The 19591-nt window shown below is 71.4% G+C and carries 14 protein-coding genes; 3 read left to right on the top strand and 11 right to left on the bottom strand.

Features of this window, described 5'->3' with window-relative positions:
- Positions 1-4: 4 nt before the first annotated feature.
- From CS0771_RS07765 to CS0771_RS07730, 8 genes are all read right to left on the bottom strand, one after another.
- Positions 5-1225, bottom strand: a complete 1221-nt coding sequence (locus CS0771_RS07765; RefSeq protein WP_212840389.1) for a zinc-binding dehydrogenase — start codon at positions 1223-1225, stop codon at positions 5-7.
- Positions 1225-3522: an HAD-IB family hydrolase gene (locus tag CS0771_RS07760; protein WP_212840388.1), complete on the bottom strand. Its 2298-nt coding sequence runs from the start codon at positions 3520-3522 to the stop codon at positions 1225-1227. The genes CS0771_RS07765 and CS0771_RS07760 overlap by 1 nt, the downstream gene beginning before the upstream one ends.
- Positions 3523-3531: 9 nt before the next feature.
- Positions 3532-4461 (bottom strand): alpha/beta fold hydrolase, encoded by a 930-nt coding sequence (locus CS0771_RS07755; protein ID WP_212840387.1) that lies wholly within the window; start codon positions 4459-4461, stop codon positions 3532-3534.
- Between the two features lie 27 nt (positions 4462-4488).
- Positions 4489-5742, bottom strand: a complete 1254-nt coding sequence (locus tag CS0771_RS07750; RefSeq protein WP_212840386.1) for a beta-ketoacyl synthase — start codon at positions 5740-5742, stop codon at positions 4489-4491.
- A gap of 83 nt (positions 5743-5825) precedes the next feature.
- Complete coding sequence (locus CS0771_RS07745) at positions 5826-6086, bottom strand: acyl carrier protein (protein WP_212840385.1); 261 nt, start codon at positions 6084-6086, stop codon at positions 5826-5828.
- Between the two features lie 50 nt (positions 6087-6136).
- Positions 6137-7486: an FAD-dependent oxidoreductase gene (locus tag CS0771_RS07740; protein WP_212840384.1), complete on the bottom strand. Its 1350-nt coding sequence runs from the start codon at positions 7484-7486 to the stop codon at positions 6137-6139.
- Entirely contained in the window at positions 7483-7704 is a 222-nt protein-coding gene (locus CS0771_RS07735; protein ID WP_203750822.1) for an acyl carrier protein, read from the bottom strand. Before CS0771_RS07735 ends, CS0771_RS07740 begins: the two co-directional genes overlap by 4 nt.
- The gene (locus CS0771_RS07730; protein WP_212840383.1) at positions 7704-9290 is read right to left on the bottom strand and encodes an AMP-binding protein; all 1587 of its coding nucleotides are present in this window, start codon (positions 9288-9290) and stop codon (positions 7704-7706) included. The genes CS0771_RS07735 and CS0771_RS07730 overlap by 1 nt, the downstream gene beginning before the upstream one ends.
- A 261-nt stretch (positions 9291-9551) precedes the next feature.
- Here CS0771_RS07730 and CS0771_RS07725 point away from each other — a divergent pair, with 261 nt between their 5' ends.
- From CS0771_RS07725 to CS0771_RS07715, 3 genes are read left to right on the top strand one after another with little or no spacing between them, the layout of a single operon-like run.
- The gene (locus tag CS0771_RS07725) at positions 9552-11279 is read left to right on the top strand and encodes an NAD(P)/FAD-dependent oxidoreductase (protein ID WP_212840382.1); all 1728 of its coding nucleotides are present in this window, start codon (positions 9552-9554) and stop codon (positions 11277-11279) included.
- Positions 11280-11305: 26 nt separating this feature from the next.
- Complete coding sequence (locus tag CS0771_RS07720; protein ID WP_212840381.1) at positions 11306-12973, top strand: NAD(P)/FAD-dependent oxidoreductase; 1668 nt, start codon at positions 11306-11308, stop codon at positions 12971-12973.
- 26 nt (positions 12974-12999) lie between these two features.
- Positions 13000-14676 (top strand): NAD(P)/FAD-dependent oxidoreductase, encoded by a 1677-nt coding sequence (locus CS0771_RS07715; RefSeq protein WP_212840380.1) that lies wholly within the window; start codon positions 13000-13002, stop codon positions 14674-14676.
- 74 nt (positions 14677-14750) lie between these two features.
- Here the strand turns inward: CS0771_RS07715 and CS0771_RS07710 are convergent, their stop codons facing one another.
- From CS0771_RS07710 to CS0771_RS07700, 3 genes are all read right to left on the bottom strand, one after another.
- Positions 14751-16655, bottom strand: coding sequence for a trypsin-like serine protease (locus CS0771_RS07710; protein ID WP_244870666.1), 1905 nt, complete (start codon positions 16653-16655; stop codon positions 14751-14753).
- 513 nt (positions 16656-17168) lie between these two features.
- Positions 17169-18245, bottom strand: a complete 1077-nt coding sequence (locus CS0771_RS07705; RefSeq protein ID WP_212840378.1) for a hypothetical protein — start codon at positions 18243-18245, stop codon at positions 17169-17171.
- A gap of 102 nt (positions 18246-18347) precedes the next feature.
- The gene (locus CS0771_RS07700) at positions 18348-19412 is read right to left on the bottom strand and encodes a hypothetical protein (RefSeq protein ID WP_212840377.1); all 1065 of its coding nucleotides are present in this window, start codon (positions 19410-19412) and stop codon (positions 18348-18350) included.
- Positions 19413-19591: the final 179 nt, after the last annotated feature.

Genomic DNA, 19591 nt, shown 5'->3' with positions numbered 1-19591 from the left:
CTCCTCAGATCTCGGCCAGGTCGAAGGCGACCTTGACGGTGCCCAGGCGTCCGGCGTCGGCCGCGTGGCCGACCGCCTCCCGCCAGCGGGTCAGGGGGTAGCGGGCGTCCACGAAGCCGTCCAGCGGCGCCCGGCCGACCAGGTCGAGCGCCCGGTCGAAGTCGCCCTGGCGGCCGCCGTCGGCCTCGGGCACCCCGCCGGAGTCGGTCGCGTACGCCCCGACCAGGTGCAGCTCGCGGAACCAGAGCGGGGTCAGGTCCACGCCGGTCGACGGCATCCCGGTGAGCACGACCGTGCCCCCGGCTCGGGTGAGCCGCAGCGCGGTGTCCAGCCCTCCGCCGCCGGTGCACTCGAACGTCACGTCCGCGCCGCCGAGCAGGTACTCCGCGCCCATGACCGGGCTCTCCAGGCTGCCGCCGGTGAGCCGGCGCACGGCCCGCGCGGCACGGCCCGGCTCGATCACCTCGGTCGCGCCGAGCTGCCGGGCCCGCACCTGCTGGTGCCGGTGCTTGGCCACCACGTGGATGCCGCCGACCTCGGTGTACTCCCGCAGCGCCAGGATGGTGAGCAGGCCGACGGTGCCCGCGCCGATCACCACCACGGTCGCCCCGGCGGGCAGCGCCACCCGGCGCACCGCGTGGATGGCGCAGGCCAGCGGCTCGGCCAGCACGGCCAGCTCGTCGCGTACCCCCTCGGGCACGACGTGCAGCTGGCTGCGGTGGGCCACCATCTGCTTGCCCCAGCCGCCGCCGGTGTCGCCGCAGTAGCCGGTCTGCAGGCCGGGCGCGAGCCCGCCCGAGGTGACCGCGATGCAGCGGGACTGGCGGCCCTCGGCGCACGCCGGGCACAGCCGCAGCCCGCGCGCGGCGCAGGACAGCACCGGATCGACCACGACCCGGCTGCCCTTGGGCAGGTCGGGCGCGTCGTCCAGGGTCACCGCGACCACCTCGTGGCCGGGCACGAACGGCGTGGACACCAGTGGCGTCAGGTACGGCGAGGACCGGCCGGTGAGCATGGCCAGGTCGGAGCCGCAGATGCCGGACAGCAGCGGGCGCAGCCGCACCCAGCCCCGCCCCGGCAGGTCCGGCACCGGCAGCTGGGTGAGCTGCAGCGGGGCCAGGTTGCCGACGACCGCGCTGGTGAACCGGGAGCCGAAGCGGGTGCCGGTGACGCCGCGCGCGGTCAGGTACTTGACCGGCGAGTTCTTGTACTGCAGGGCGAGCATCATCGGACACCACCGGGCACTCGGTTGACGGTTTCCACCAGCGTCTCCAGCGCCCCGTGCGTGTTCGCGCCCCACTGCTCGATGTGCCAGTGCTGCTTCTTCGCGTGGCGGTACAGGCGCGGGTCGGGGTTGACCGGGGTAGGGTTGCCGACCAGCTCCAGCAGCGGGCGGTCGGAGTAGCTGTCGCCGTAGGCGTACGAGCGGGACAGGTCCAGCCCGTGCTGCCCGGCGTAGCGGCGCAGCCAGGCCGCGCGCGCCTCGCCGACCAGCGGCGGCGTGTCCAGGTAGCCGGAGATGACGCCGTCTTCGCGTACGTGCAGCCGGCTGGCCTGGATCTCGTCGAACAGCGGGGCCAGCGGCGTCAGGAACAGCGACGCGGTGCCGGTGATCAGGATGGTGCGGTGGCCGGCCGCGCGGTGCGCCCGGATCCGGCGGACCGCCTCCGGCATCGCGCGCAGCAGCAGCGCCTCGCCCATCCGCTCGTCCACCAGGCGGCGCATCGCCGCCTCGGACGCCCCGGCGTAGCGGCGCATGAACTCGCGGATGAAGTCGCTGCGGCTGCGCCGGTCGGTCTTGGCGTAGCCGACCACGGCCCCGGCCAGCGAGAGCAGCTCGCCGGGCCACTGCGCGCGCTCCCGGTCGACCAGCCGCGCCCACAGGTACGTCTCGATGACGTTGGACTTGACGATCGTGCCTTCCAGGTCGAACACCGCCGCGATGCCCTCGCCGGGGACCAGCGGTTTCGGCCCGGCGGCGCGGGGGCGGCGGTTGCCCGCCTGCCGCTGCAGCGCGGTGATCGCCGGGCAGTGCACCTCCCGGATGTAATGCGTCCAGTCGATCACCGAGGTGTCGAAGCCGAACCGCTCCGCGTGCTCCGGCGGCATGGACCGGTGCAGCGCGAGCGTCCGGTCGTCGGTGTAGATGGTCTCCACCGCGCTGTACACGCTGTACAGGTCGGACAGCTTGCGCAGCTGCTCCACCCGGGTCTTCTCGGTGTGCACCTTGGTCATCCAGCCGCGGGTGCGCTGCGACGACGGCAGCCGCATCACCGCGCGCTCGGCGGCCGAGACCAGCCGCTCGCCGTTGCGCAGCAGGCCGTCGAGCTTGCCGGTGCCCACGAACCGGAAGGACGGCACGGTGATGTGCCCCTTGTCCTTGTCCGGCATCGGGTGGCGGCCGAAGTAGTCGCGCAGGTGCTCGTCCATGTCACGGGCGCTCAGCGGGTTCCGGAAGCCGGAGCCGGCGTGGAAGTACGCCGTCTCGCCCGGCGCGACCGGGTTGGCGGTGACCGCGAGCATCGCGTTGACCACGAAGTCGATCGGGATGACGTCGACCGGCGCGTCCGGCACGCCGGGCGGGAACGGCAGGATGCCGCGGCCGTAGGCCAGGATGATCGGGTCGAGCATCTTGTACGACTCGAACCAGCCCGGGAACGGGTGGTGCAGCGCGCTCTGCACGATGGTGGGCCGGAACACCGAGATGCGCATGCCCTTGGTACGGGCGTACTCCTCGGCGACGCGCTCGGCCAGCGCCTTGGTGAACGTGTAGACGTCGGTCCAGCCCAGGCTCTTGGCCCGCTGCCGCCCGGCCTCGACCAGGCGCTTGTCGACCAGCTCCAGCCGGGAGCGCTCCGCCGCGGCGGCGGCCCAGGTCGGCCCGGCCTTGCCGTCGGCGGCCCGGCCCTCGGTGAGCAGGCGGCGCAGCACCTCGGGACGGCGCGACTCGCGCTCCACCTCGGCGCGCGCGGCGTTCGCGGCGGCCAGCTCGGCCCGCCAGTCCACGTCGTGCTCCAGCGGCGCCTCGGCGACCAGGCCGTAGCGGCCGCCGTTGACGTACGCCGTGGACACGTGCACCACGTGCGGCTGCACGGGCAGGCGGGACACGGCGTCGTAGAGGTTCACCACGCCGGTCACGTTGATCCGGAACGCCTCGTCGATGGGCGGGTCGAAGGAGACCGACCCGGCGCAGTGCAGCACCGCGGTCAGGTCGTCCGGCAGGCGCAGGTGCGGCGAGGTCAGGTCGCCGTCGAGCACGGTGACGCGGGTGCGCAGCAGCTCCTCGATGCCGGCCGTGCCGATGCGCTTGCGCAGCGCGCTGAACACCGGCTTGCGGGTGAGGCCCGCCAGGCGGCTCGCGGCCGAGGTGGCGCCGCGGCCCCGGATGAGGACCGTCACCCGCGTGCTCGGGTGGTCGGCGAGCAGGCGCTCCAGCAGCGCCTGCCCGAAGAAGCCCGTGGCGCCGGTGATCAGCACGTGGCCGTTCTCCAGCAGCCAGTCGGGCGTGGGTGCGGTGGACACTGATCCTCCCTAGGGTGCGCTGTCGGCGTGCCGGCCCGGGGCGGCCGGCTGCTGCTGCCGGGACTCCGCGAGGAAGTCCAGGACCCGGGCGACGACCTCCGGGCGGCGGAGGATCCGGCGGTGGCCGTACCCCGTGGTGCCGATGAGCCGCACGTCGGGCAGGGCCCGCTGTAGCGTCAGCGCCTCGGTGTACGGCACCTCCTTGTCCTGGTGGTCGTGGATCAGCAGGGTCACCGGGAGCGTCTCGGGGGCGCGGTCGGCGAACCGGTCGGGCAGCGTGAAGTCGGTCATCGGGCGGCCGAGCCGCCCCTCCAGCCCGGTGCGGAACCGCGCCAGGCAGCGCGGGCCCATGCCGAGGGTGCGGGCGAAGACCGCGACGTGCGGCTCCAGCTCGCTCGGCGCGCCGATGGTGACCAGCCGTTCGGTGGCCAGGCCGTCGGCGACGGCCACGCCGGTGGCGCAGCCGCCGAGCGAGTGCGCGATGACGGCGTACGCCGGTCCGCAGTCCGCGACGACCGCGCCCAGCGCGCCGATGAGGTCGGTGAGCAGGCCCCGCCCCGGGCCGAACGGGCCCGGGTCGGAGTCGCCATGGCCGGGCGCGTCGAGGGCGACGACGCGGAACCCGGAGTCCGCCAGCGGGGCGACGAAGTCGCCCAGGTCGGTGCGCCGGCCACCCCACCCGTGCATCAGGTAGACGGTCCGCGGCCCGGCGCCCCACTCCTCGGCGACGATCCGGCCGGTGGGTCCGGCCACCTCGAAGCGGCGGCCGGGCGGGCATGCCCCGGCCGGGTGCTTACGCGGGATCGCGCACCAGATGCGCTCGGCGAGCCGACCGCCCACCGCCGGTGCCGTCCGCTCCAGGACGGCGAACAGCGAGCGGATCGCGACCAGCTGCACCGCCTGGGCGGGCGTGGCCTTGCTGACGGGACTGACTGCCATGGCAACTCCTGCGGGTTACGCGCCGGCTCAGCCGGCGGTGGCGCCGGCGGCGGCGAAGACGAGGCTCACGTTGTGGCCGCCGAAGGCGAACGAGTTGGACAGGGCAGCGCCGACCGGTCCGATCCGAGTCTTCACGACGTGGTCCACATCGCACAGTGGGTCGGGTTCCTCGAGGTTGGCGGTGGCGGGCATCATGCCGCGCTCGACGGCGAGCACGGTGGCGATCGATTCGATGGCCCCCGCGGCGCCGAGCAGGTGCCCGGTGACGCCCTTGGTCGAGCTGACCGCGGGCGAGTCGCCGAAGGCCGCGCGGATCGCCGTCGACTCGACCTGGTCGCCGAGCTTCGTCGAGGTGCCGTGCGCGTTGACGTACTTCACGTCGCCGGGCGCGAGGCCCGCGCTGCGCAGCGCCTTGCGCATGGCCTGGGCGGCGGCCTCGCCGTCCGGCCGGGGCATGGTCGGGTGGTACGCGTCGGTGGTGGCGCCCCAGCCGATCAGGTCGGCGTAGCGGCGCGCGCCGCGCGCCTGGGCGAACTCGGCGCTCTCCACCACCAGGATGCCCGCGCCCTCGCCCAGCACGAAGCCGTTGCGGCGCGCGTCGAAGGGCCGGCTGGCGTGGGCCGGGTCGGCCCAGCCCGCGGCGAGCGCCCGCGCGTTGCCGAACGCGGCCACGCCGGTGCCGCCGAACGGCGCCTCGGACCCGCCGCAGATCACCACGTCGCACTCGTCGTCGCGGATGAGGCGTAGCGCCTCGGCGATGGCGTGCGCACCGGCGGCGCAGGCGGTGGAGATGCTGGAGCTGAAGCCGCGGATGCCGTACTTGATGCCGATCCGGGCGGAGGCCATGTTGGGCAGGAAGCCGGGGTAGAGCAGCGGGCTCACCGCGTTGCCGCCGCGCGCCTGCCAGCCGAAGGACTGCTGCTCGTAGGTGGACATGCCGCCGACGCCGGTCGAGACGACCACGCCCACCCGGTACGGGTCGACGTCGGTGCCGATCTCGATCTTGGCGTCGCGGATGGCGTCGTCGGCCGCGGCCAGCGCCATCAGCAGGAAGCGGTCGACGACCCGGGCGGCCAGCGGCGGCAGCACCTCGATCGCCTCGATGGGCGGGGCGATCGCGGCGGCGTCGACGGCGCCGAAGGTCGGGTGCCCCTCAGGCGGGTTGACGATGCCCGAGCGGCCGACGCACAGCGCGTCGAAGAACTGGTCGAGGTCGCGGCCGACGGGCGTGAACACGCCCATGCCGGTGATCGTTGCGGTTCGTGCGGCTGAAGCGGGCATCGCTCTCAGGTCTCCTCGTCACTTGAGGGCGGCCCGGCCGGTCCGGCCGGCCGGGCCGTGCACTTGGGGAGGGAAGGTGCCGGTCAGGCGTTCGCGCCCACGGCGGTGCGGACAGCGACCTCGCCCGCGATCTGGTCGATGGTGAGCCCGGTGAACCCGGACATCTCCTCCTCGGTGAACTTCGAGCCGTAGGTGTCCTCCAGCAGGATCGCCAGCTCGGCGATCGCCAGGGACTCCAGGTCCAGGCCCTCCGGGCCCAGCACGGTGTCGCCGGTCACGTCGCTCACGTCGTAGTTCATCTGGGCCAGGCCGTCGATGACGGTCTTGCGGACCTCAGCGATCATCGTGATCACTCCTTCTGTTGGCGGTGTGCTTCTCGGTGGGATGGGCTGGCTCAGGTCGGCTCGGAGACGAGCGACCGCGAGTCGTGGGCCGTGAGGACCTCCGACACCACCCGCTGTCCGGAGCGGATGGCGCCTTCCATGAGCCCGAAGTACTCGGTGCTGGTCTCGGTGCCGGCCCAGTGCACGCGTCCGGAGGCGGTGGTGAGCCGGGGCCCGTGCCGCATCCAGTCGCCGGGGCCGAACAGCGCCGCGTAGCAGCCGACGCTGTACGGGTCGTTCAGCCAGTCGGTGATGTGGCACTCGACCGGCTCCCCCAGGAAGGGGAAGACGTGCTTCGCCTGCGCGATCGCCGCCGCGCGCTGCTCGTCCGCCGAGAGGGCGGAGAAGCGGTGCGCCTCGGCGCCGGTGACGAAGCCGGTGAGCACGCCGGGGGAGCCCCCGGCGGGCGTGTCGTCCACGGTGGACAGCAGCGGCCCGTCCGCGCTGATGGACCAGCCGGACAGCCCGTGCTCGCGCCACGCGGGCGTCGGGTAGACGAGCTGGATCTTCAGCGCCGAGCCGCGCGCGGTGTGCGAACTGGTCCGGGTGTGCGGCAGGCGCGGGGTGAACGCGATCCGGTCGGCCAGCTCCGGCGGGATCGCCACGATCACGGCGTCGGCGCGGTGTACGCCGCTCGCCGAGTGCACGACGACGCCGTTGTCGTCCTGGTGGATCGCGGTGACCGGGTCGTCGAGCCGGACCGGGTGCGGCAGCTGGGCGGCCAGCCGCTCGCTGATCTGGTGCGCCCCGCCGTCGACGCGGGACTCCTGCGCGCCGCCCTCGAACGCGTTCAGGTAGCGCAGACCGCCGCCGGAACGCAGGTAGAAGGCCATGTGCAGGACCGAGACGGCGGCCGGGTCGGCGGCCATCATCTCGCCGAGGAACAGCGGCAGGAAGGTCGCCGCGTCCGGGTGGTCGATCTGCTCGGCGGCCCACTTGTCGACGGTGAGCCGGTCGAGCACGTCCGCGCCCGGGGTGCGCCACGGCTCGTCGACGTCGACCAGCCGGGTCACCTCGTCCAGGGCGTCGAACATGCCGCCCAGGGCGATGGCGTTCAGCGGCGGGAAGCGGCCGTCCACGGTGCGCAGGCCGCCGCCGATGTCGAACCGGCTCGCCCCCACCATGTCGGTCGACATGGTGCGCAGGCCCAGCCCGGTCAGCATCGAGATCAGCTCGGTGTGGCGTACGCCCAGGTAGGCAGCCCCCGCGTCGACCCACCGGCCGGGTGCGACCTCGATGCCGTGGGTGCGCCCGCCGACCCGGTCCCGCGCCTCGAGGACGGTGACGTCCACGCCGGCGGCGGACAGGCCGGTGGCCGCGGTCAGGCCGGCCAGGCCGGCGCCGACGACGATGACGTTCATACCGCCACGACCGCGAGCTTCTCGGACAGGCTGCCGGGCGTCGGTGCGGCCATGAAGTCGTCGAACGTCAGCTCGGTGCCGGTCCGCCGGGCCACGGCGCTCAGGATGCGCGTCGCGGTCAGGGAGTCGCCACCCAGCTGGAAGAAGTCCGAGTCGACGTCGATGTCGTTGGTCTCCAGGATCCGGCGGAAGATGTCGACGATGTCGTGCGCGTTCATCAGTGACCTCCGAGGTCGGTCGCGGTCGTGCTGGCGAGTGCGGTCGTGTAGCGGCTGTGCGAGCTGCGGCGGTCGACCTTGCCGCTGGCGGTGTGGACGAGCTCGGGGACGGCGATGATGCGGCCCGGCACCAGGTGTCCGGGCACCCGCGCGGCCAAATCGGCGCGCACCCCCGCGACGAAGTCAGCGCTGTCGGCGGTCTCCGTACGCGGGACGATGTAGGCGACCAGGGTGGTCCGGCCGAGCGTGGTCACGCCCAGCACCGCCGCGGCGGCGACGCCCGGGCATCTGGTCAGCTGCGCCTCGACCTCGGTCGGGTTGACCCGGATGCCGCGCACCTTGACCTCGTCGTCCAGGCGCCCGGCGTGGACCAGCGCGCCGTCGTCGCGGGCACGGACCCGGTCGCCGGTGCGGAAGAAGCGGCCGGAGGCCGGGCCGAGGTCGAGCCGGACGAACTTGACCAGCGTCGCGTCCGCCATGCCCCGGTAGCCGGTGGCGATGGCGGGCCCGCCGATGAGCAGCTCGCCCTCGTCGGTGACGTGCTCGACCACGTGCGGCAGCCGGTGGCCGATGGGCACGGCCGGATCCTGCGGGTCGGTGGCGGCGGCCAGCGGCCCGTGCAGGTCGATGGCGTGCGTGATGAGCGTGGTCTCGGTGCAGCCGTAGGTGTTGACCAGGCGGAGGTGCCCGGTGCGCAGGTCCTTCCAGTCGGCCAGCCGCGCCGGGCTCACCGCCTCGCCCCCGATGATCACGGTGCGCACCGACGCCGGCAGCTCGGCCTCGTCCTCACCGAGGTGCAGGACCAGCTCGTGCCAGTACGCCGTGGGCAGGTCGACGACGCTGATCCGCTGCCGCTCCAGCATCCGCAGGAAGCGGTGGAAGGAGCCGGAGTGCGCGTCGGGGTCGAAGACCAGGGTGGCACCGGTGGTCAGCGCGGGCAGGATCTCCTCGAAGGCGGTGTCCCAGTTCAGCGAGGCGAACTGGAGCACCCGGTCCTCCGGGGACAGGTCGAAGAGGTTGCGCAGCGAGGCCACCGTGGCGGTGATCGCGGTGCGCGGCGTGGTCACCGGCTTCGGCATCCCGGTGGAGCCGGAGGTGAACAGCAGGTAGGCCGGCTCTTCGGGACCGTCCGGCAGCCGCGGCGGCTCGGCGGCCGACGGCTCGTGCCGGATGTCGAGCACCTCGACGCCCGGCGGCACCGGCGGCGCGAGCTGCCCGTCCGCGGTGACCAGCACGGTGCTCGACCGCGCCGCGGCGAGCATCTCCAGCTGGCGCGCGACCGGGAAGCCCGGGTCGAGCGGGCAGTAGGTGCCCCCGGCGAGCAGCGTGCCCAGCAGGCCGACCATGGTGGCCGGCGCGTGCGTGGCCAGCACGCAGACAACGCCCGGGTACGGGCCGAGCAGCTCGGCGACCGCGTTGGCGCGACGGCTCAGCTCGGCATAGGACAGTTCCCCATCCGGTGAGGCGATCGCCACCCGGTCCGGGTAACGGGCCGCGACCCGCTGGAACGTCTCGATGAGATCGGGGACCGCGGGTGGCGGCTGGTGCCCGCGGGCAGCCCTGCCCCTGTTGCGTTGTACCAGCATCACATCCTCCAGCAGGTTCATGACCAGCGCGGACGCTGATTCATCGTCGGACGAGTTCCTCGCTTGTTGAAATCCTTGGACTGATGCAGTTAAAGCCACGACCGTGTGCCGCGTCAAGTCATCAGGCATTGACATCTTGTGGACGGAGAGGGAAAGTCATCAAAGAAGGAAGTCAACACATGTCGAAAACTCGAAATGGGGGGCGACCGGCCGACGCCTCGGCTTCCTCCACCCCTACGCGACGCACCCGAAAGGACCAAGATGGATCCGAAGGACGAATACGACGTGATCGTCGTCGGCTCGGGTCTGGCCGGATCGATGACGTCGGCCTGCCTGTCCCGCAACGGCGCACGGGTGCTGCTCGTCGACGCCGGCTCGCACCCGCGCATGTCGATCGGCGAGTCCACCATCCCGGCGACGTCGATGATGATGCGCCTCGTCGCCGAGCGCTACAACGTGCCGGAGATCAAGTATCTGGCCACCTTCGAGGGCGCCTACTCGAAGGTCACCACCCAGGTCGGGGTCAAGCGCAACTTCGGCTTCGTCTACCACCGGCCGGGTGAGCGACAGGTCCCGCGCGAGACCCACATGTTCCCCATCCCGAAGATCACGCACACGGAGAACCACTTCTTCCGGCAGGACGTCGACAACTGGATGGTCCTGGTCGCCGTGAAGTACGGCACCAAGGTCGTGCAGCAGACCCGGGTGACCGACTTCGACTTCGACGAGAACGGCGTCACCGCCACGTTCCACACCGGCAAGCAGGTGCACGCGCAGTACGTGGTCGACGCCTCCGGCTACCGGTCGGTGCTCGCCGAGAAGTTCGGCCTGCGTGAGGAGCCGACCCGGTTCCGCCACCACAGCCGCACCCTGTTCACGCACATGGTGGGCGTGAAGCCCTACGACGAGCTGGCGCCCAAGAGCCGCTACCACCACCCGAGCCCGTGGCACGAGGGCACCCTGCACCACATCTTCCCCGGCGGCTGGATGTGGGGCATCGCCTTCGACAACCACCACCGCGCGACGAACCCGCTGTACAGCGTGGGCCTGCAGCTGGACCCGCGGCAGCACCCGAAGCCGGACTGCACCCCGGAGGAGGAGTTCCGCCGCTTCATCGCGCAGTACCCGGACATCGCGCCCCAGTTCGCGAACGCCAAGGCGGTCCGCGACTGGACCAGCACGGACCGGCTGCAGTACTCGTCGAAGCAGACCGTCGGCTACCGGTGGTGCCTGACCTCGCACGCGGCCGGCTTCATCGACCCGCTGTTCTCGCGCGGCCTGTCCAACACCATGGAGACGATGAACGCGCTGGTCCACCGGATCCTGTCCGCGATCCAGGACGGGGACTGGTCGGTCGAGCGCTTCCAGCACATGCAGGACCTGGAGCAGGGCCTGCTCGACTTCAACGACGACCTGTGCGCCAACGCGTACATCTCCTTCCGGCACTTCAAGCTCTGGGACGCCTGGTTCCGGATGTGGTCGCTGGGCCAGATCATCGCCACCTTCGAGATCAACCGGGCGTACGCCAAGTACGTCGACACCCGCGACGAGTCGGTGCTCAAGCCGATCGAGGCGCCCTGGTGGCGGGGCCGCGTGGTCACCGAGGGGCAGCCGTACGAGAATGCGCTGCGCCTGCTGCAGGACGTCAACGAGGTCATGAAGGCGGTCGACCGCGGCGAGATCGACCCCGAGGCGGCCGCCGACGACCTGCTGCGCCGCATCCGCACCGCCGACTTCGTGCCGCCGGCCTTCGGGCTCGGCGACCCGGACAACCAGTGGACCGACGCCTCGACGATCGGCGTGCTCAAGACGCTGCGCTGGGCCAAGAAGAAGGCTCCGGCCGACATCGGGCAGCTCACCTACGAGGGTCTGACCCTGTTCATGAAGAAGCGGTTCGACAAGGGCGAGTTCGAGTTCGGCGAGGAGCTCAAGCACGCGCTCGCCCCGACGGTCTTCGGCCGCCGCTTCCGCGTCCCGACGCCGAAGTGACCCACCCCTCACCGAAAGGAGATCCAGTGTCCGACAAGGGAAAGTCCCAGGAAAACGTCTACGACGTCGCGATTCTCGGCTCCGGGTTCGCCGGGTCGATGCTCGCGGTGATCCTCGCCCGGCAGGGCGCGAAGGTCATGATCGTCGACACCAAGGCGCACCCGAAGTTCGCCATCGGCGAGTCCACCATCCCGAACATGCTGGTCTCGCTGCGCACCATGGCCATCCGGTACGACGTGCCCGAGCTGCTCGCGCTGTCCACCTTCTCCGGCTGCCAGGACATCATCTCGCCCTGGCACGGCGTGAAGAACCACTTCGGCTTCCTCCAGCACCAGGAGGGCAAGCCGCAGGACCCGGGCCAGCTGACGATGTTCAACTTCCCGAAGCTGCTGCACGAGACCTCGCACATGTACCGGCAGGACACCGACGCCTACCTGTACTACGCGGCCGTCAAGTACGGCGCCGACGCGAACACGAACTTCCACGTGGTCGACGTCGACTTCGACGACGACGGCGCGACCGTCACCTCCAGCCGGGGCGAGACCGTGCGCTGCCGGTACGTGGTCGACGCGAGCGGCTACCGCTCGCCGCTGGCGGACAAGTTCAGCCTGCGCGAGGAGCCGTGCCGGTTCAAGCACCACTCGCGGGCGATCTGGAACCACTTCGTCGACATGCCCAACACCGACGCCGTGTTCGCCCGGGACAAGAAGGACACCCCGCCGGTCCCGTGGTACGAGGGCACGGTGCACCACCTGTTCGAGCGCGGCTGGCTGTGGGTCATCGCGTTCGACAACGACAAGTCCTCGAAGAACCCGCTGTGCAGCGTCGGCCTGACGCTGGACGAGCGGCGGTGGCCGAAGCAGGAGGGGATGACCGCCGAGGAGGACTTCTACTACCACATCAACAAGTTCCCGGACATCGCGCGCCAGATGGAGGGCGCCAAGCCGGTCCGCGAGTGGGTGGCCACCGACCGCCTGCAGTACTCGTCCCGGCAGACCGTCGGCGACCGCTGGGTGCTGCTGGCCCACGCGGCCGCGTTCATCGACCCGCTGTTCTCCCGGGGCCTGTCGAACACCTGCGAGACCATCAACGTGCTGGCCTGGCGCATCCTCGCCGGCATCAAGGACGGCGACTTCTCGGCCGAGCGCTTCCGCGAGGTCGAGCGGCGCCAGCAGGCCCTGTTCGACGGCAACGACAAGCTGGTCAACGCCGCGTACATCTCGTTCGAGCACTACGACCTGTGGACCGCGGTGTTCCGCACCTGGGCCTGGGGCTCCAACGCCGGCGCCTTCCGCGCCCACGAGGCCTTCCGCAAGTGGCGCAAGTCCGGCGACGAGGCGGACCTGCTGGAGCTGGAGGACGTCAAGAACCCCGGCCTGCACTGGTCGGACCACGAGGGCTACAACGAGCTGTTCGACGCCATGGTCAAGCACTGCGACGACTTCGAGGCCGGCACCATCAGCGGCCCGCAGGCCGCCGACGCCCTCTACAAGCACCTGCACGAGGCCAAGTACGTGCCGAAGCACTTCGGCTGGGACGACCGCAACCTGCGGTTCATCAACCCGACGCCGATCAAGCTCGCCAAGACCATGTGGTGGGCCGCGACCGAGGCCCCACCGGAGGTGCGCCGGATCATGCTCGGCTTCGTTCGGGAGGCGACCAAGGAATTCATCATGGGCCGCAGGATCTTCTGACCCGCGACCATCGGAGGGATACCGACATGGATCGATTCGATGAGTCGTTCGACCAGCGGCAGGACGGCGACTACGACGTGGCCGTCGTCGGCCGGCACCTGGCGGGCGGGTGGCTGGCGGCCATCCTCGCCCGCCACGGTGCGCGGGTGCTGCTGGTGGACGGCCCGCAGACGCCCGGCACGCGGCCCGGTGAGACGACGGTGCCCTACACCACCGCCGTGCTCGAGCTGCTGGCCGAGCGGTTCGACGTGCCCGAGATCGGAGCGTTCGCCCACTTCGTCGACCTGCCCCCCGCGGTACGGGCGGCCAGTGGCGTCAAGCGCTCCCTGTCCTTCCTGCACCACCAGGCGGGCCGGGTGCACGACCCGAAGCACACCGTGCAGTTCAACGTGCCCGGCGAGCACAACGAGTGCCACGTCTACCGTCCCGTGGTGGACGAGCACGCGTGCGACCTCGCGGCCCGCCGCGGGGCCCACCTCATCACCGCCGCGACCGTCACGGCCGCGGAGCCCACGCCGGACCGGGTGCGGCTGACCCTGTCCAACGGCACCCAGGTCAGCGTCCGCTACCTGGTCGACGCCTCCGGCACCGCGCTGACCGGCGACGCCGGTGACGACACGGACCTGGCGCTGCGCTCGCGCGTGCTCACCACGTACATGACGGGCGTGGAGGATCTGGGCGAGGTGGCCCGGCTGAGCTCGTACCGGCAGGCCACGCCGTGGTCGGCGGGCACGGTGCACCACCTGTTCCCGGGCGGCTGGGTGCAGGTGGTCACGTTCGCCAACCACCCGGAGGGCATCAACCCGGTGTGCGCGGTGACGCTGAGCGTGGACCGGGACAGCGCGGCGGTGCTGCCGAACGAGTCGGAGGAGCTGTTCCGGACGGTCGTCGCCCGCTACCCGACCATGGCCGCGCAGTTCCGGCGGGCGGTGGCCAGCCGGCCGTGGACCGCGGCCAACACGTCCCGGCGGCCGCTGCACGCCACGTACGGCCCGCGGTGGATCGCCGTGGACCGGGCCGTCGGGGTGGTCGAGGACTTCCTGTCCTCGGACATCTCGGTGGCGGCCGAGGTCGTGCACGCCACGGCCGCGGCCCTGCTGCGGGTGCTCGACGGCGCCGAGCCGGCCGAGGACGCGCTGGCCGGGGTGGCCCGGTTCCAGCACAAACTGCTCGCGTACAACGACCGGATGCTCGCGTCCGCGCGGATCGCCGGCGCGGACTTCGCGTCGTTCAACGCGTTCAGCCGGGTCTGGCTGCTGTGGCAGATCCTCGCGCACCTCTCGCTGAAGCGCGCCTGCGCCGACGCGGAGACCGAGGGGTCCTGGTCCCCCGTCGAGCGGTTCGGCGACGGGGCGCTGTGGTTCCGTACGCCGGACGGGCTGGTGCCGTTGCTGGCCTGGTTCTTCGCGCAGTACGAGGACGTGCGGCGCGGCGTGCGCACCCCGGCCGGGGCGGCGCAGGCCATCTTCCGGCGGCTCGCCCGGTCGCGGTTCGTGCCGCCGCTCTACCGGTTCGCCGCGCCGTCGGCGCGCTACTACAAGTTCACCTCGACCCGCCGCATCGCGATGCTGCTGTGGGTCATGACCGTCGCCCCGAAGGACTTCCAGCGCCTGCTGCGCCGGGAGAACGTGACGGGCAGACGGCGGCCGCCCGCGGTCGCTCCGGCGGCCGAGCGGGTCGCCGCGGCGGCGGAACGCCGCTGACCGAGATACGCGAAAGGCCCCGCGGTCACCCGCGGGGCCTTTCCCAGTGCACTACTTCAGCGGAACCCGCCGGATCAGAAGACCCGGTCGAAGATCTGCCAGTCGGTGTCGATGACCTTGCCCGCACCGTCGATCCAGCCGGCCTTGCCGTTGGTCGTGTAGAGCCGGACGGTGCCGTCCGACTTCACGCCCATCAGGTCGATCATGTCGTCACCGTTCCAGTCGCCGGGCGACATGAACGTGGTGAACATCTGCCAGCCGGAGCCGATCTGCGTGCCGGACGGGTTCTGCCAGCCGCCGGCGCCGTTGCTGTTGTACATGTACAGCCGGCCGTCGGGCTTGCGGCCCAGCAGGGTCTGGAAGCCGTCGCCCTGCCACGAGCCCGGGGTGAGGATGGTGTTGAACATGCCCCAGCCGGTGCCGATCTTGGTGCCGGACGGGTTCTTCCAGCCGCCCATGCCGTCACTGGTGTAGATCCACAGCTCACCGTTGGGCTTGCGGCCCATCAGGTTGGGCATGCCGTCGCCCATCCAGTTGTTGGTGACCATGATGTCGTTGAACATGTTCCAGCCGGAACCGATCTTGATGCGCGGGTAGAACGGCGCGTTGTTGGCGTCCGTCGCATCCTCGTCGATCTTGTACTGCCACAGGCCGCCGTTGGCGTCCCGCGCGATGATCGACGGCTTCTTGTCGTTGTTCCAGCTGGTCACCCGCATGAGCTTGGTGTAGATGTTCCAGCCGCCACCGAACGAGCCGAAGTCGTACCCGCTGATGCCGCCGAAACCGTCCGTGCCCAGGCCCGAACCGCTGACCATGACCACCCGGCCGGAGGCCGCGCAGGCCCAACCGGTCGTCTTGCAGCGGACCAGGAAGTCGCTGTGGCCGTCGCCGGTCCAGTCGAGGTTCACCAGGCCGTTGCGCGTGATGTCAGCCTTGATGTCGTTGGAGTAGCTGCTCACCCGGGCGTAGACGCCGTAGGTGCTGGCGCACGGGTCGTAGCCCCACGACGTGACGCCGATCTGCTTGCCGTCCACGAAGATCGGGCCGCCCGAGTCACCGTGGCAGGTGTCGACGCCGTTCTCCGGGGTCGACGCGTTCGGCGAGCCCGCGCACATCATCGCGGTCGTGTTGAAGATCGACCCGTAGGTGGCGGTGCAGTCCGAGTTCTGCTGGACCGGGACCTCGGCGGCGTGCAGGACGCCGGCCGGGGTGTCACCGTCGGGGTCGGTGGTGCCGAAGCCGACGATGGTCGCCATGGTGCCGTCGGCCGGAGCCGCCGCACCCTGGTCGGCCAGCGTGACCGGCGTGTACGCGCTGTTCAGCGGGTCCTTCAGCGTCAGCACGGACACGTCGTGCAGCGGCGGCGGCGGGGTCGCGTGGGCGACCCACGCGTCGTACTGCGCCTTGTAGTTGTAGCGCTGGTCGGTCCAGGTGCTGCCGACGCGCGCCACCTGACCCGTGCTCCAGCTGACACCCTCACGGGCGTCGGCGACACCGGCGATGACGAACGTGGTGCCGAAGGGCAGGTCCACGTTGCAGTGCGCCGCGGTCAGCACCTTGGTGGAGCTGAGCACGGTGCCGGTGCAGGTGCTGTAGTACCACCCGGCGTTGCCGTCCTCGTCCCACGCGACGAAGTAGGACCGGACCGCGACCACGCCAGGGTGGTCCGCCGGGTCGGCCGGCTCGCCGCCGCCGATGATGCGCGAGTCGCCGGTCTTGATGGTGGCACGGCCGCTGAAGGCCGCTCCGTTGGTACCGGCCACGGGCATCGGCGCGGTGGCCTTCTGCGCCCCGGACGGAATCCTGCTGTGCTCGAGGGCGATGTCCTTGGCGTTGGCCGGCAGCGGCGGCAGGCCGTCGGGCGCCGCGCTGGCGACACCCGTGGGCAGCAGGAAGGCCGCCCCGCCCAGCACCAGGCCGGTGAGCGCGCCGGCTACCCGGCGGCCCTTCGACCAGCGAGGGTTGTCCTCGTTTGACACTGACTTCTCCCGTCGTCCCCAGGTTTTTTCGCGCGGCCGGACGTCGGCCGCGGCCTCGGTAGCGGTCGAGTAGTTGGACGATGATCGATAACAGCAAGAGGGGTGGGATACCGCTGCTTGGTGAATCGACTGAATCCCCGTGTCCGGCCTACGGGCCGGGTTCTCTTCTGCGATCGCAGCCATGAGGTCATGAGCTGCATCCGAGTGCTCGCACACCCTAACAAGATCGGTCAACCCAGGGAACCGGCCTTGTGACCCCGATTCCCCACACTTGTCAGACGAAAGCGTTGCGAAGAAACAAAAGTCCAGTATGCGAGGGTGCACCCGCCACCCGAATCCGCAGGTTGAGCCGTCCGGCCGAGGGACGGCCCAACCGAAAGTCGAACCGGTGTCGCACCGACCGCCGTCAGCGTCGCGCCGGCAGTCGCGGCGCCGCGCCGGACGCTGCGGGGCCGGCGAGACCGGCGAGGCCGTGCCTGAGTCGGAGTGCGGTGCGCATCGTTCTCCTCAGGGTCAGCGCATCCGCGCGACAGCGGGGGCGCTCGGACGAGTGGTGACGGCGGGGGGCCGGGGCAGCGCCGGGGCCGGGGCAGCGCCGCTCGCCACCGGCCTGCGGACGATGGTGTTCAACCAGGTCGGCTGGCTCACCGACACGTCCTGGCGCAGGTCGCCCGCCTGGCCGGCGGTCAGGAAGTAGTACGGGTCCTCGTGGCCCACGACCTTGGTCGTACCGCCCACGATCGCGGGCCCGCTCATGAACGGCGAGATGTCGGTGCTCTGCAGCGCGACCGACCACGCCACGGGCGACCCGGTGCACGCGCCGGTGACCTGGAACGTGCCGCGGGCGAACCCGTACTCCTGGAACTGCGCCAGATAACCGTCGATCTTGAAGGTGCCGGGCGCGGGGCAGGTGAAACTACCGCGGACGGTCGCCGTGTACCGCGGCACGCGCTGCTTCGAGACCGCGCGAGTGGGCATCCACGCGGCCAGGGACACGGCCGGGTTCGCCGTCACCTTCGGCGTGACCAGCACGGGCAGCGCCGGCATGTCGTCGATGCCGACCAGGATCCGCCCGCGATCGGCCTTGGACGCGTCACAGCTCTGTGCGAAGGTCGCGTTGAGGCGCTGCAGCACGCCGTCGGTCACGACCAGCTCGTGGATGGTGAAGGAGCCGCCGCTGCTGCCGCAGCCACGCCCGTTGCCCCCGAGCTGGATACCCGGGCTCGCACCGTTGAACGGGTATTCCAGGGCGCCGGAGTAGGTGCCCACGGCGAGGGTCTGGCCGGACGGCGCGGCGAGATCGAGCGTGAACCAGTCGGGCCCGTCGGGCGAACTCTGCACGCTGTGCGGCACCTCGCTCCAGCCCTGCAGGTCGACGTGGATCCGCTGACCGCTCCACGTGACCTTGAGCGTGGTCCCGGCGGTCGTGCTGGTGTAGGCGTAGGACTCGCCCCCGGCGATGTAGTCGTTGCCGGAGAAGGTGAAGCGCACGACGGGCTCGTCCGCCGCGCTGGCGGACCCGGCGGGCACGACGGCCATGGCGGCGACGGCGGCGAGGCCGGCGAGGCCGCGCTTGAGCAGTGTGTACATGATGCTCCCCGTTTGTTTGAGGTTGCTGGGGGTCACCGGCCGCTCGGGCGCTGGCGCGGGTGCCGGCCGGCGAAAGGGATGAGGCTCGGACCTAGGCTGCCGTCAGTGACGGCGGATGGGCTTGCGGACGAGCAGGTGTGATCCGGTGACGGCACCGGCCGGGCGCGCCTCGGCGGCCACGGGGCCGTCCTGTGCCGCCGCCGACCCGGTGTTCATGCTCTGCGGCTGGCCGACAGTTGCCCAGTACTGCATGTCGAGGAACCGGTCCTCGCCGCCCAGCAGGTAGTAGGCGTCCGTGGTCGGGAAGACCTCGATCGTCACCGAGGCGCTCCCGCTGCGGAACGGCACGCCGGAGGTGCTCACCACGTGTGCGGTGAAGGGCTCGGGCGACCCGGTGCAGGGGCCGGTGCCGGTGTAGCTCCCCGACGCCGAGCTGTCCTGCACGATCGCGCCGCGGTAGGTGAACGTCCCGCCGCCGGAACAGGTGACCGTGCCGGTCACGACGGCCCGGCGCTGCGGCACCCGCATCTTCAGCACGGAGCGCGTGGGCAGCCAGGTCTGCAGCGCCACCGCCTCGTTCACCTCCGGCACCGGGCGGTCGGCCGTCAACGGCGGCATGTCGTCGATGCCGACGAGCAGCCGGCCCCGGACCACCTCCGTGTGCATCTCGCAGTGCTGCTCGAAGGTGGCGTCGAGCTTCTTGACCGCCCCGTCCACCACCGTCAGCTGGTGGACGGTGAAGCTGCCGATGAGCTGCCAGCAGCCACGGCCGTTGCCCGACAGCTCCATCGTCGGGTTCGCCGTCCCCGAGCCCCACCGATAGGCGTCCTGGTATGTCCCGACGGCCAACTGCTCGCCCGAGGGGGCCGCGAGCGTGAGGTGGAAGTTGTCCGTCGTGACGCCGGACTGCGGCTTGTGCCAAACCTCGCTGGGGCCGTAGACGCTGACGAAGATCCGGCCGCCGTTGTCGTTGAGGTAGACACCCATGTTCATGCCGGCGGTCGTGCTGGTGAACGCGTAGGCGCTGTTGTAGGCGACGTGATCGTCGCCGGAGAAGGTGAGCCGGGCGACGGGCGCGTCGTCGGCGTGCGCCGGGGTGACCGGTGCCACAGCCATCGCGGCCAGGACAGCGAGCCCGGCCAGGCCGCGCTGGAACGTGATGCGCATCGTTCTCCCCCGTCGGAGAAGTCGAGAAGCCCGAATAGACGCGATCATGCGCGTGGGCCGCGCCAGCCTAAGGCCCGCACGTTGACCGGACAATCAGCCGGCAGACGGGTGCCGACCGTCCCAACGTACGACGCCGGGCCGGATCCGCGCGTCACGCGGATCCGGCCCGGCGTGCAGTT

This window comes from Catellatospora sp. IY07-71, from assembly GCF_018326265.1.
Taxonomy (GTDB): Bacteria; Actinomycetota; Actinomycetes; order Mycobacteriales; family Micromonosporaceae; genus Catellatospora.
This window is presented reverse-complemented; position numbering and strand designations above follow the sequence as displayed.

Coding starts and splice junctions, on each gene's coding strand:
- CS0771_RS07765 (WP_212840389.1), bottom strand. CDS start 1,225: ATGCTCGCCCTGCAGTACAAGAACTCGCCGGTCAAGTACCTGACCGCG.
- CS0771_RS07755 (WP_212840387.1), bottom strand. CDS start 4,461: ATGGCAGTCAGTCCCGTCAGCAAGGCCACGCCCGCCCAGGCGGTGCAG.
- CS0771_RS07750 (WP_212840386.1), bottom strand. CDS start 5,742: ATGCCCGCTTCAGCCGCACGAACCGCAACGATCACCGGCATGGGCGTG.
- CS0771_RS07745 (WP_212840385.1), bottom strand. CDS start 6,086: ATGATCGCTGAGGTCCGCAAGACCGTCATCGACGGCCTGGCCCAGATG.
- CS0771_RS07740 (WP_212840384.1), bottom strand. CDS start 7,486: ATGAACGTCATCGTCGTCGGCGCCGGCCTGGCCGGCCTGACCGCGGCC.
- CS0771_RS07735 (WP_203750822.1), bottom strand. CDS start 7,704: ATGAACGCGCACGACATCGTCGACATCTTCCGCCGGATCCTGGAGACC.
- CS0771_RS07730 (WP_212840383.1), bottom strand. CDS start 9,290: ATGCTGGTACAACGCAACAGGGGCAGGGCTGCCCGCGGGCACCAGCCG.
- CS0771_RS07725 (WP_212840382.1), top strand. CDS start 9,552: ATGGATCCGAAGGACGAATACGACGTGATCGTCGTCGGCTCGGGTCTG.
- CS0771_RS07715 (WP_212840380.1), top strand. CDS start 13,000: ATGGATCGATTCGATGAGTCGTTCGACCAGCGGCAGGACGGCGACTAC.
- CS0771_RS07705 (WP_212840378.1), bottom strand. CDS start 18,245: ATGTACACACTGCTCAAGCGCGGCCTCGCCGGCCTCGCCGCCGTCGCC.
- CS0771_RS07700 (WP_212840377.1), bottom strand. CDS start 19,412: ATGCGCATCACGTTCCAGCGCGGCCTGGCCGGGCTCGCTGTCCTGGCC.